The organism is Acidisphaera rubrifaciens HS-AP3, assembly GCF_000964365.1.
Taxonomy (GTDB): domain Bacteria; phylum Pseudomonadota; class Alphaproteobacteria; order Acetobacterales; family Acetobacteraceae; genus Acidisphaera; species Acidisphaera rubrifaciens.
The window spans coordinates 1-12,431 of sequence record NZ_BANB01000295.1; the positions used below are offsets into that span (position 1 = coordinate 1).

Genomic DNA, 12,431 nt, shown 5'->3' on the forward strand with positions numbered 1-12,431 from the left:
AATTAAGAATATCCACGTCTATCCCGCGCAGCCTTCGACAGCGCGGGATTGAACGGTTCGCGCCCTTGAATCACCTGGGACTAGATGGGAATTGTGGATGCCGACGAGGTTGGCCGGTGATTCGGGCGGGATGTCGGCGACCTGTTCTGATTGAGTTCGGCCGGCCGCTCCGATCAATGTCGGCCGGGGTGGCGCTGCACTTGGGCTGGGCTTGCGCCGGAGAAGCTGCTGCGGGCGCTGCTGCTGCAGGCGCTCTACTCGGTCCGGTCCGAGCGGCAACTGATGAAGCAGCTGGACTACAACCTGCTGCTCCGCTGGTTCGTCGGCTTGTCGATGGACGCGCCGATCTCGGATGCGAGTACGTTCAGCAAGAACCCGGACCGCCGGCTGGACGGTGACGTGGCGCAGCGCCTGCTGGCGGCGGTGGTCGCGCAGCCTCGGATCAAGGCGCTCATGTCTGACGAGCATTTCTCGGTCGACGGCACGCTCATCCAGGCTTGAGCCAGCCACAAGTCGTTCTAGCCCAAGCCCAACACCGATGCCGTGCCGCCGTGCGGCGATGACCCGGCACGCCGCCTGCAGGTCGCAACGCCGAGCGCAACTGGCGCGGCCAGAAGCGCAGCAACGAGACGCATGCCAGCACCACCGACCCCGATGCCCGGCTCGCGCGCAAGTCGGACGGGCAGGCCAGCATCATGGCGTATGCCGGGCACGTACTCATGGAGAACCGCAACGGGCTCGTTGCCCGGAGCTGCCTGACCCACGCAACCGCCACGGCCGAACGCGACGCCGCGCTTATCCTGGTGGACCAGATGGCGCCGGGCTGGCGGATCACGCTGGGCGCGGACAAGGGCTACGACGTCGCGAGCTTTATCGCCGCCCTGCGGGCGCGCCGGGTCACTCCGCATGTCGCGGTCGATGGGCGCGTGTCGAAGCTGGGCAAGCGACGCGGCTCAGGCGTGGACGGAGGCACGATGCGCCATGCTGGCTATGCCGCGAGCCAGCGCGTGCGCAAACGGATCGAGGAGGTATTCGGCTGGATCAAGGGATCAGCCGGATTGCGGCAGACCAAGCATCGCGGCCGCAACCGGGTCGGTTGGCAATTCGACCTGGCAATCACCGCTTACAATCTGATCCGACTGCCAAGCCTGCTGGCAGCCGCGCCCGCATGACTGCTCCAACTCCCAACGAACAGCGCCGAACAGCTCAGGCGCACCAGACTGAGGAATGCAGCATCAACCACGGTAGAACGAGAAAGAGCCGAGCAGAAAAGATCATCCTCCACCGTCGGCTTTCTTCAGCAGCTTGCCAGCTCCTGAACGGCGTTGGTCGTGAGCCGGCCGGGTTCGAGGCCTTCCCAGGCGAAAATACGCCTTCCCCGGGGCGGTTGTGCGACATGCCCTTCCCATCATGACTGAGAGCGCTCCGCCCGACGCCGCAACCGCGCCCCAAGACGTCCACGCAACTATTCAGCAAATCTGAACAGATTGTCTTTACAGATTGCCTGTCTATGTGCCAAACAGCGCGACATGAAGCGTGGACAAGACCATCAGCGCGCCATCCGGCCATCGACCCTGGCGCAGGATCTGCGCGCCCTGGTGGGCAAGTTGAAGCGACGCTTACGAGAGCAGGCGCGTGCCGGCGACCTCCCACCCTCTCAAGTGTCGGTGTTGCTTCGGCTGGAAAAATACGGCCCGGCCACGGCGTCGAACCTCGCCCGCGCGGAAGGGATGCGGCCGCAGTCGATGGCCCCGCTCCTTGTCGCCCTCGAAGGCGCCGGTCTCGTGCGTGGAACGCCGGACCCCACGGACGGTCGGCAGACGCTTCACTCGCTGACGGAGGCCTGTCGCAAATGGATCGAAGAGGGACGTGCCGCGAGCCAGGACTGGCTCACCCGGGCGCTCCAGGCGCGGCTCTCGCCCCAGGAGCAGGAGGAGGTCGCCAAAGCCGTCGACCTGCTCATGCGGCTTGTCGAGGATTGAAGACGGCCACGGATGCAAGCCCCGCCGGACGCGTTTTGAACATGGAAAGACAATCGAATGGCCCTGACGACACTCGATCCCAATACGGCGCTGATCATCGTCGATCTGCAGAAGGGCATCGTCGGCCTGCCCCTCGTCCACCCCATCGACGGCGTCATCGAACGAGCGCGTGCGCTGGCTGACGCCTTCCGCGAGCACGGCCTGCCGGTCGTGCTCGTCACTGTCGCCGGAGGGGCGCCGGGCCGCACGGAACAGCCGCTCCGGACGGGAGCGCTTCCGGACGGATGGACCGACCTCATCCCGGAACTGAACCGGCAACCCGGCGACATCGTCGTGACAAAGCGGACCTGGGGCGCCTTCGCCAGTACCGACCTCGAGGCCCAGTTGAAGGCGCGAGGCGTCACGCAAGTGGTGATCGCAGGTGTGGCGACCGCGACCGGCGTCGAGGCGACGGCGCGGCAAGCATACGAACAAGGCTTGAACGTGACCCTTGCGCTCGACGCCATGACCGACGCACGCATCGAAGCGCACGACTACAGCCTACGCAACGTGTTTCCACGCCTCGGCGAGACCGGATCGAGCCAAGAGATTATCGATCTCCTCGCGACGAGGCGTGCCTGAGATGCCTATGCTTGATCTACTGTCCCATTTCTTCGGCGGCGCTTTCCTGGCGAATGCGATCCCTCACTTCGTCAGCGGCATGATGGGGCGTCCATTTCAGAGCCCATTCGCCAGGCCGCCGGGTCAGGGTCTCTCCTCGTCGACCGTCAACGTCCTCTGGGGCTCCGTCAACATCGTCGTCGGCTATCTGCTCGTCTGCCGGGTGGGTGATTTCGGATTGCAAAATGCTAACGATGTCATCGCCCTCGGCGCCGGCGCCTTCCTCGTCGCGCTTTTTTCGGCCAGGCACTTTGGCCGCTTCCATGGCGGGAATCAGCCGGCGCAGCCATGAAGGCTCGCCGTGCGGGCATCTTCCGGTCCCTGCGCAACTACAATTATCGCCTCTGGGCGGGCGGCGCCTTCGTCTCCAATGTGGGCACCTGGGTACAGCGCACGGCCCAGGATTGGCTGGTACTCACCCAACTGACGCATCACGACGCGTCGGCCGTCGGCCTGGTGATGGCGCTGCAATTCGGGCCGCAATTGCTTCTGCTGCCCTGGACCGGATACGCCGCCGACCATTTCAACCAGCGTAGGCTGCTGATTGCCACACAGGCGACCATGGGCGCCCTGGCCCTGGCGCTGGGGGTGCTGACCGTCGCCGGGGTCGTTCGGCTCTGGCATGTCGATGCCTTCGCTTTCCTGTTTGGCTGCGCGGCGGCGTTCGATGCGCCCGTGCGTCAGACCTTCGTCGCCGAACTGGTTGGGGACGCGGACCTGCACAACGCGGTGGCGCTCAACTCCACCTCGTTCAATGGCGCGCGGATGATCGGGCCGGCCGTCTCCGGCCTCGTCATCGCCGCGAGCGGCACAGGCTGGGCGTTCCTGATCAACGGCGCTTCCTTCCTCGCGGTATTGATCTCGCTCGCTTTCCTGCGCGTCTCGGAGCTTCACCCGAATCCGAGGGCGGGGCGGACCCGAGGGAGCTTCGCCGAAGGGTTGCGATATGTGTGGGGACGCCCGGATCTTCGGACGATCCTGATCATGCTGTTTCTGATCGGGACCTTTGGCCTGAACTTCCCGATCTTCATCTCGACCATGGCGGTCAGCGTCTTCCATGCCGATGCGCGCGGCTATGGCCTGCTGTCGTCGATCATGGCGATCGGCACGGTGCCCGGCGCCCTGCTGGGCGCGGGCCGGAAGAGACCTGGTTTCGACCTACTTCTGATCGGTGCGGGGGTGTTCGGGATCGGCTGCACGCTGGCTGCCGTTGCGCCAGGCTATTGGCTCTTCGCCGGCACTCTGGTCGTCATCGGCGTGGCGGCGCTTACCGTCACCAACACGACAAACAGCATGATGCAGCTTTCAACCGAGCCCGCCATGCGTGGGCGGGTGATGGCGCTGCGCGTCGGCATCGCGCTGGGAGGCACGCCGATCGGCGCACCGATCGTGGGATGGGTGGCGAACACGTTCGGCCCGCGCTGGGCGCTCGGTGTCGGAGCCGCCTCGGGGTTCGCCGCCGCCACGGTAGCCGTCGGATTCCTTGCTCCGCACTTTAGGGGGACTTCCCGCCGCTGAGCGGTCCGCGCCGCGCCGGAACGGCGGTCTTCGCGGCATCGGGCGGCCCGCATGAACCCATTGCCGCACCGCGCCGCCGGGCCCTAGAGCGCGTTCTCCGGCTGCAGCAGAGCCCGCACCCGTTCCGCCAGATCGCCGTCCCGGAACGGCTTCTGCACGACGCGCGCGGGATCGATGCTCGCCATCCCGGCGGCGTTGGCATAGCCGCTGACGAACAGGACCGGCAGCGCGGGCCGCAGCGCGGCGGCCTCGCGTGCCACCTCGACGCCGTTCATGCCCGGCATCGCGTAATCGACGATCAGCAGATCAATCGCCGCGCTGCTCTCTAGCAGATCGAGCGCGGCGCCGCCGCTGCCGGCCGTCCTGACGCTGCATCCGATCTCCTCGAGCATTGCCGCCATCACGTCACGCACCGCGCCGTCGTCATCGACCAGCAGCAGATGCCCGAGCGGCGCGGACGGCGCGGGGCGCGCGCTGCCCCCGGCCCGGTGCGGCCGCGCGTCCGGCGCGACGGCGCCGTGGGGCAGATAGACCCGCACGGTGGTCCCGCGCCCCGGACTGCTCTCGATGTCGACGTCGCCACCCGCGTTGCGCGCGAAATCGTATACCTGCGCGAGACCGAGGCCCGAGCCCTTGCCGGCGGGCTTCGTCGTGAAGAACGGCTCCGGCACCCGCGCCAGCAGATCGGGCGTCATGCCGCATCCGGTGTCGATCACCGCGATCACCGCATACGCCCCGACCGGCGGCCCGCGCCGGTGACGGCCGTCGGTGACCGCGACGCTGGATGTCGCGATCGTCAGCGTGCCGCCCTCGGGCATCGCATCGCGCGCATTGATCGCCAGATTGAGGATCACGAGTTCAAGCTGCGTCGGGTCCACCAGCACCGGCCCCGTCTCCGCCGACAGATCGGTCTCCAGCCGCACGCCGTTGCCCAGCGAACTGGTCAGCAGATCACGCATGCCCATGATCATGTCGCGCAGGTCGAGTTGCCGCAGCTCCGGCTTCTGCCGACGCGAAAACGCGAGCAGCTGCTGAATCAGGTTCGCCCCCCGCTCGGCGGCGGATTTGATATAGCCCAGCCGGTCGCGGGCCCGCTGATCATCCCCCGCCCGCACGAGCGACCGGTCGATCACGTCGATGCTGCCGAGGATGACGGTCAGCAGATTGTTGAAGTCGTGCGCCACGCCCGCGGTGATCTGCCCCACCGCCTCCAGCCGCTGCATGTGCTGCAACAGCATCCCCACCCGGTGGCGCTCCTCGATCTGCGCGATCAGTCGCCGGTTGGCCGTGGCCAGCTCCGCCGTGCGCTCCTCGACCCGTGCCTCCAGCGTGTTCTTCAGCGCCCGCAGGTCGGCCTCCGTCCGCCGGCTCGCGGTGACATCCACGCTGTAGCCGATGAAGCCGACAAAGGCGCCATCGGCGGCAAAGCGCGGCACGCCGGTATCGTCCAGCACGCGGTACGTGCCGTCATAATGGCGCATCCGCACATCCGTGCGGAACGGCACGCGGCGCGCCCGTGCGTCGCCGCAGATCGCAAGATACCGCGCCCGGTCGTCGGGATGCACCCGTGCGACCCACCCCTCCCCGACCTCCGTCTCGGGATCGACGCCGGCGAACGCCAGCCACGGGCGGTTGAACCAGTAGCGCGCGCCCGACGCATCCGCCGCCCAGATAAAGACCGGCGCCGCATCGGCGACCTCGCGAAAGCGTCGCTCGCTCTCGCGCAGCGCGGCGGCGGCGCGCACGCGGTCCGACACGTCCGAGCCCTGAAGGAACAGGCCGGTCACGTCGCCGTTACGGTCACGGATCGGCTGATAGACGAAATCGACGAACCGTTCGACCAGGGCGCCCGCCGGGCCGCTGCGCAGCGCGACCTTCACCTCGCTGCCGACGAAGGGCTCCCCCGTGGCATAACAGCGGTCCAGCAAATCCAGAAAACCCTGCCCCTCCAGTTCCGGCAGCGCGATGCGAACCGGCAGGCCGATGAACTCGCGCTGATCGACCAGCCGCAAATACGCGCTGTTGGCCAGGGAGAAGACGTGCTGCGGACCCTCCAGCAGAGCCATGAAGCCGGGCGCCTGCTCGAACATGGCGCGCAGCCGGAGCTGCTCGGCGGCGCTGTGGCGGTCGGCTAGGACACGCTCGGTCGTCTCCACCACGATCGCGATGACACCGGCCGGCACGCCGGCCTCGTCGAATACCGGCGAATAGTCGAGGTTCATCCAAACCTGTTCCGGCACGCCGTGCCGCCACAGCGTCAGTTCCTGATCGCGATAAGCGAGCGTGCCGCCGGCGAGACCGACCTTCATCACGTGGTCGTTGAAATCCGCGACCTCCGCCCAGCCCTCGCGCACGCGACTGCCCAGCAGCGTCGGATGCCGGCTGCCCGCGAACCGCGAATAGGCATCGTTGCAAATCATGTAGCCATCCGCGCCCCACAGCATGACGATCGGGACGGGGGAATGCAGCACGATGCCGGTCGCGGTGCGCAGGCTCTGCGGCCAGGTCCGCAGCGGCCCCAGCGCCGTCGCCGCCCAATCGTACGCCCGCACCAGTCCCGCCGTCAGGCTGTCGCCCATCGCCAGCAGGAACGGGTCGTCGACGTGTTCGTCGGGATGCAGACACATGCCTGTTGCCATGCTGGTCGCTCTGCCGTGCGCTCGATGGACGGCGATGGAAGGGACGCTGGCCCGACCGTCGCGGGCACAGACTAGCTAACGAGCGAGGGGTATCAGGTTGCCACACCCCCGCGCGGCCCGCATGTTCAACAATGCGCGGTACGATACCGCGCATAAGCGGGACGCGTCACAGCGCGACGGCGGGCGATGCGGGCGAAGGCACCGCTTCGGCGATGAGGCTGCGATGGAACTCATCGAAGGCCGCGAAACACGAGCATGACAGCCGCATCAACCCCGGCACGTCGCGCACGAGAACCATGCCGCGGCTGTAGTCGATCAGCCCCTGCTGCTTCAGGCCGGCACACACGACACTGACGGTCGCCCGGCGCACGCCCAGCATCATCGCCAGATAGTCCTGCTTCAGCGCGAAGCGGGGGCTTGTGCGTCGCGTGGTCATCAGCAGCCACCGCGCCACCCGCTGCTCCGCGGTGTGCAGCGCGTTGCAGGCGGTGTTCTGATAACTCAGCAACAACCTGAAATAGACATACCGGCTGATGGTTTCGCGGAAAGCGGGATCATCCTCGCACCACCGCCTGAATGTCGGATAATCCACGCGCCGGCCTCGCCCGGCGATCTGCACGAATGCCGTGTATGGCGTCACCGTCGCCCCGAGCAGCAGCGGCACGCCAACCAACCCCTCCCTGCCCACGGTCCCGACTTCTGCCGGACGCCCCGCCTCGTCGTGCATGACGAGCGATACCACTCCCTCGTCGACGAAGGTGATCCGCCCTGCCCCGCCGCCGTCCCTGATATGGATAGGCTCGCCGAGCGGGAGAGGCACCGCCTCCATCTCCGATTCCGGCAGCCTCCATCCGCCCGCAACCAGCGATGCGAGAAGCAGGTTCTCCGGGCCCTGTGGCATTCGTCCCCTGTTGGCCGTACTACACCGGCCTTCGTCACCCCAGCCAGCCGCCCCAAACGGCCATGCTGCGATCAGACCACTGCGGCCACGGAATGTCCAGTCATCCGCCGTATGCCAGGAACAAAAGGGCGGGCGGCCCGCACGCCGCCCGCCCTGCCGGCCCGGAAAAGCCTGACGCCGTCAGGCCGCCCGGCGGTTGACCTGCGTATCGGCAATCTGGGTCAGCTTCTGATCCGCCGCCTTTTCCTCGCCCAGTGTCTTGTCGAGCAGCCGGATGCACTCGTCGTGACCCAGTTGGCGCGCGAAGGCGATCAGCGTGCCGTAACGCGTCATCTCGTAATGCTCGACCGCCTGAGCCGCCGACAGCATTGCCGCATCGCACACCTCGGCGTCGCCGCAATCGGAGATAATTTCCTTTGCTTCCTTCAGGATGCCGTCGATCGCGGGGCAGTCGGTCGACGTGACCTCCAGGGAGAGGGCGCGGAACACGCCCTCGATGCGGCGCACATGCTCCTTTGTCTCTTCCAGGTGGTGCTCGAAGGCGCCGCGCAGCGCCGGATTGCTCGCCTTACCGATCATCGTCGGCAGGTTCTTCACGATCTGGTTCTCGGCGTAATAAATGTCTTCGAGAGTGTGCACGAACAGATCGTCAAGCGTCTTGATCGGTGTCGAAAAGAGTCCCATTGGCTTTCTCCATGCTGGTGGACCGTCTGCTGGTCCAACGCGACGCCGTCGGGCCGGGTTCGGGCTCTGCCATACGCGGCGGACAGAATACGGCTATGTACAACTTCGGACATAGCGCTCAGTTTGTCAGGACAGACTGGTCATCGGCTGCAAGTTGCTGCGGACAAGACTTCGCACCGTCACCCATCATTTACCCGTGGCGGTGCGGCATTTGCCGTTGGCCGATCGCACACCCGCCGGGCGTCGCGCCACGCGGCATCACGGTCCGCCCTCCGTCACCGCACGTCTTCGGGAGCGCGGCAACCCCGGCAACGCCGCCCGGTTGATACCGTACGACGCCGCCCGCGACGGACGGCACGATGCCGCCTCTCGCGCAGCGGGCGCCCCTCTCGGCTTCACAAAGGAATAGTCATGTCCAAGGTTGTCGTCGTGACAGGCGCGAGTGCGGGCGTCGGCCGGGCAACCGTCGAGGAGTTTGCCCGCCACGGCTACGACGTGGCCCTGCTGGCGCGCGATCAGGACCGTCTGGACCGCGTCGCCGTCGAGCTGCAGTCGGCGCACGGGGTGCGCGCCCTCGCGATCCCGACCGACGTGGCCGATTACGACGCGGTCGACGCGGCGGCAACGCGGGCGGAGGAGGAGCTCGGCCCGATCGACATCTGGGTCAACGTCGCGATGGCGACCGTCTTCGCCCCGGTGTCGAAGCTGACGCCGCAGGAGGTGGAGCGCGGCACACGCGTCACCTATCTCGGTCAGGTGCACGGCATGATGGCCGCGCTCGCGCGCATGCGCGGGCGCAACCGCGGGACCATCGTCAATGTCGGCTCCGCGCTCGCCTATCGTTCCGTGCCGCTGCAATCCATCTATTGCGGGGCAAAGGCGGCGATCCGCGGCTTCACGGACTCGCTACGCTCGGAAATCATCCACGACAAGCTCGCCGTCCATCTGACGACGGTCGACCTGCCGGCCGTCAACACGCCGCAATTCGACTGGGCGATGAACAAGATGGGGCGCAAGGCCAAGCCCGTCGCGCCGATCTTCGAGCCGGAGGTGCCGGCGCGGGCCATCTATTTCGCCGCCACCCATCGCCGGCGTGAGGTCTGGGTGGGATTCCCGACGGTCAAGGCGATCCTCGCCAACCGCATCGCCCCCGGTCTCATCGACCACTATCTCGCCACGGCCGGCTACGACGGGCAGCTCACGGACGAGCGTCTTCCCGCGGACGCGCCGGCCAACCTCTTCACGGCCGTGCCCGGGAATTACGGCGCCCACGGCCGCTTCGACAAACAGTCCAAACTCGGCAGCTGGGAGATGTTCACCGATCGCCACCGCACCGCGTTCTGGGCGGCGGCGGGCATCGGCGTCGTGACCGGCATCCACCTGCTCGCCAAGCGGCTGCGCATCTAGCGCGGCACGAGGACGCGGCGCCACGTACGACGGGATCGACGCTATGACGACACGTGACCACTACGACCTGATCGTCATCGGCAGCGGTCCGGGCGGGGGCGCCCTCGCCCAGCGCCTGGCGCCCACCGGCAAACGCATCCTGATGCTCGAACGCGGCCACTATTTGCCGCGCTCGCGTGCCAACTGGGACGCCAGGACCGTCTTCGTCGATGCCGCCTATCAGGCCCCGGACACATGGTACGGCAAGGCGGGTGAGTCATTCCGTCCCGGGCTGCATTACTGCGTGGGCGGCAACTCAAAGGTCTACGGCGCCGCCCTGTTCCGCCTGCGCGAACGCGACTTCGGTGAAATCCGCCATGTGGACGGCATCTCGCCCGCCTGGCCCCTCGGCTACGACGTGTTCGAGCCGTATTATTGCGAGGCGGAGGCGCTGTTCCACGTCCACGGCCAACGTGGCGAGGACCCGACCGAACCCTGGTCGAGCCAACCCTACGCCTATCCGCCCGTCCTGCACGAACCCCGCATACAGGCGCTCAACGACACCCTGCTGCGCGAAGGCCTGCACCCGTTCCATCTGCCGCTCGGCATCAAGCTTGACCAGAACCCGGACGGCAGCGCGACCACGCACAGCCCCTGCATCCGCTGCGATGCCTTCGACGGCTTCCCCTGCCCGATTAACGCCAAAGCCGACGCACAGGTCATCTGCGTCGATCCCACGCGGGCGGCGCATCCGAACTTCACGCTGCTTACCGGCGCCTATGCAGAGCGGCTGCTCACCGATCCGTCGGGCCGCGCCGTGACGGGCGTGCGCGTCCAGCGCGACGGCCGGACGGAGGAGTACACCGCCGATGTCGTCGTCGTCGCCTGCGGCGCGCTGAGTTCGGCGCTTCTGCTCCTGCGCTCGGCGAACGACAAGCACCCGCACGGCCTGGCCAACGGCTCCGGACAGGTCGGCCGCAACTACATGCGCCATACCATGAGCGTGCTGATGGCGCTGCTGAAAGAGCCCAATCCCACGGTGTTCCAGAAGACGCTCGCCGTCAGCGACTTCTACTTCGGCGAAAAGGACTGGCCGCATCCCATCGGCCTGATCCAGATGTGCGCGACCTCCCACGCCGACCAGATCAAGGCCGAGGCGCTGCCCGCGTGGCTGGGCTGGATGCCGGATATGCCGTTCGACAAGATGGCCGAGCATTCGATGGATTTCTGGCTGCAGAGCGAGGACCTGCCGCGTCCCGGCAACCGCATCTTCTACGACGGCGACAAGGTCGTGCTCGACGTGACCGAGGGCGACGACGAGGCGCCGCGGCGGCTGCGCCGCAAGCTCGAGGACCTGCTGGAACCGATCGGCGCACGTCCGAACCTTCTCGAACGCAGCCTGTATCTCGGCAAGGACATTCCGCTCAGCGGCACCGCGCACCAGGCCGGTACATGCCGCTTCGGCACCGATCCCGCGACCTCGGTCCTCAACCTCGACTGCCGCGCGCACGAGCTCGACAATCTCTACGTCGCGGACGCCAGCTTCTTCCCGTCGATCGGCGCGGTAAATCCCACTTTGACCATCATCGCCAACGCCCTGCGCGTCGCCGACCACATCAAGGCGCGGCTGGGCTGACGGCGCCGCCACGACAGCTCAAAGAAGGTCGATCGCCAGCAGCAGATCCGTCGCCGCGATGAAAAGCCGCCGCCCGTCCGTCCCGCCGAACGCGCAGTTGGCGCAGACGCGCGATACCGGGATGTATCCCAGACGCGTGCGATCCGGCGCCAGCACGTGAATCCCGTCCGCTGCCGTCGTCCAAACCCAGCCGCGCCGATCGACCGTGAACCCGTCCGGGCAGCCGTGATCGGTGTGACAGAAGAAACGCCGGTTCGTGAGCGCGCCGTCCGCGCCCACGTCGAACGCCTCGATCTGATGCAGCCCGCCGGTCTCCTCGCCCGGTATGTCGCGCAGCGCAAGCGAGGTGTCGGAGACGTACAGCGTGCGCCCGTCCGGCGCGAAGGCCAGACCGTTCGGCTGCTCGAAATCCGCCATGCGCCGTGGCGCGCACGCCCCGGGCGGAATCCGATAGAGGCTGCGGTGATCCAGTTCCGGCTCCGCGAGGCTGCCCTGGCTCGGCATCAGCAGGCCGAAGGTGGGATCGGTGAACCAGATCGCGCCGTCGCCGGCAACGGTCACGTCGTTGGGCGAATTGAGCCGCCTGCCCTCGTAATGCGTGACGAACGGCACAGGCGCGCCGTCGCCGTCCGACCGGCTGATGCAGCGCCGTCCGTGCTCGCAATGGACGATGTGCCCGTCCGCCTCGATCGCGTTGCCGTTCATGAAATACGTGGCGTCGATGGCGACCGTCACGCGCCCGTCCGGATGCCACGCGAGCAGCCGGCGATTCGACACATCCGACCACAACAGCCGCGCGCGCGCCGGCTCCCACACCGGCCCCTCGCCGTGCAGCGTGCCCTCATACAGGCACAGCAACGGCGCGTCCGGCGACAGAACCTCCGCCAGCCGCGGATCGTCGATCTGCACGCCCCGGAACGACGCGACCGGCTGCGGCGGCCCCGCGCGCCGCAGCAACCGGCCCGGCAGCAGCGCCGCCGCCGCCGTCACGGAAGTCAGATCGGAAGAGCACACGTCTGAACTCC

Annotated in this window: 9 protein-coding genes and 1 pseudogene; 7 read left to right on the forward strand and 3 right to left on the reverse strand. The window is 67.3% G+C overall.

Annotated elements, in window-relative coordinates; all coding sequences use genetic code 11:
* Positions 1–210 precede the first annotated feature (210 nt).
* From B8460_RS23380 to B8460_RS09835, 5 genes and pseudogenes are all read left to right on the forward strand, one after another.
* A pseudogene (locus tag B8460_RS23380) lies at positions 211–1,172 on the forward strand (IS5 family transposase); the annotation flags it as partial.
* Positions 1,173–1,529: 357 nt separating this feature from the next.
* Positions 1,530–1,982: a MarR family winged helix-turn-helix transcriptional regulator gene (locus tag B8460_RS09820; RefSeq protein WP_048861417.1), complete on the forward strand. Its 453-nt coding sequence runs from the start codon at positions 1,530–1,532 to the stop codon at positions 1,980–1,982.
* 57 nt (positions 1,983–2,039) lie between these two features.
* Complete coding sequence (locus B8460_RS09825) at positions 2,040–2,603, forward strand: isochorismatase family protein (RefSeq protein WP_048861418.1); 564 nt, start codon at positions 2,040–2,042, stop codon at positions 2,601–2,603.
* Between the two features lie 7 nt (positions 2,604–2,610).
* Positions 2,611–2,934: a hypothetical protein gene (locus B8460_RS09830; protein ID WP_241771163.1), complete on the forward strand. Its 324-nt coding sequence runs from the start codon at positions 2,611–2,613 to the stop codon at positions 2,932–2,934.
* On the forward strand, positions 2,931–4,160 hold the full coding sequence (locus B8460_RS09835; RefSeq protein ID WP_048861420.1) for an MFS transporter: 1,230 nt from the start codon (positions 2,931–2,933) through the stop codon (positions 4,158–4,160). Before B8460_RS09830 ends, B8460_RS09835 begins: the two co-directional genes overlap by 4 nt.
* A gap of 83 nt (positions 4,161–4,243) precedes the next feature.
* Here the strand turns inward: B8460_RS09835 and B8460_RS09840 are convergent, their stop codons facing one another.
* From B8460_RS09840 to B8460_RS09850, 3 genes are all read right to left on the reverse strand, one after another.
* Positions 4,244–6,799, reverse strand: a complete 2,556-nt coding sequence (locus B8460_RS09840) for a hybrid sensor histidine kinase/response regulator (protein ID WP_084623443.1) — start codon at positions 6,797–6,799, stop codon at positions 4,244–4,246.
* A 166-nt stretch (positions 6,800–6,965) separates the two neighbouring features.
* Complete coding sequence (locus tag B8460_RS09845) at positions 6,966–7,700, reverse strand: Crp/Fnr family transcriptional regulator (RefSeq protein WP_048861422.1); 735 nt, start codon at positions 7,698–7,700, stop codon at positions 6,966–6,968.
* 180 nt (positions 7,701–7,880) lie between these two features.
* Entirely contained in the window at positions 7,881–8,384 is a 504-nt protein-coding gene (locus tag B8460_RS09850) for a YciE/YciF ferroxidase family protein (RefSeq protein ID WP_048861423.1), read from the reverse strand.
* A gap of 411 nt (positions 8,385–8,795) precedes the next feature.
* On the opposite strand from B8460_RS09850, the gene B8460_RS09855 reads away from it, so the two are divergent.
* A complete protein-coding gene (locus B8460_RS09855) occupies positions 8,796–9,791 on the forward strand; it encodes an SDR family oxidoreductase (RefSeq protein WP_048861424.1) in 996 nt (331 codons plus the stop codon).
* Positions 9,792–9,834: 43 nt separating this feature from the next.
* Positions 9,835–11,406, forward strand: coding sequence for a GMC oxidoreductase (locus B8460_RS09860; protein WP_048861425.1), 1,572 nt, complete (start codon positions 9,835–9,837; stop codon positions 11,404–11,406).
* The last annotated feature ends 1,025 nt before the right edge of the window (positions 11,407–12,431 follow it).

Coding starts and splice junctions, on each gene's coding strand:
- B8460_RS09860 (WP_048861425.1), top strand. CDS start 9,835: ATGACGACACGTGACCACTACGACCTGATCGTCATCGGCAGCGGTCCG.
- B8460_RS09835 (WP_048861420.1), top strand. CDS start 2,931: ATGAAGGCTCGCCGTGCGGGCATCTTCCGGTCCCTGCGCAACTACAAT.
- B8460_RS09840 (WP_084623443.1), bottom strand. CDS start 6,799: ATGGCAACAGGCATGTGTCTGCATCCCGACGAACACGTCGACGACCCG.
- B8460_RS09825 (WP_048861418.1), top strand. CDS start 2,040: ATGGCCCTGACGACACTCGATCCCAATACGGCGCTGATCATCGTCGAT.
- B8460_RS09830 (WP_241771163.1), top strand. CDS start 2,611: ATGCTTGATCTACTGTCCCATTTCTTCGGCGGCGCTTTCCTGGCGAAT.
- B8460_RS09820 (WP_048861417.1), top strand. CDS start 1,530: ATGAAGCGTGGACAAGACCATCAGCGCGCCATCCGGCCATCGACCCTG.
- B8460_RS09855 (WP_048861424.1), top strand. CDS start 8,796: ATGTCCAAGGTTGTCGTCGTGACAGGCGCGAGTGCGGGCGTCGGCCGG.
- B8460_RS09845 (WP_048861422.1), bottom strand. CDS start 7,700: ATGCCACAGGGCCCGGAGAACCTGCTTCTCGCATCGCTGGTTGCGGGC.
- B8460_RS09850 (WP_048861423.1), bottom strand. CDS start 8,384: ATGGGACTCTTTTCGACACCGATCAAGACGCTTGACGATCTGTTCGTG.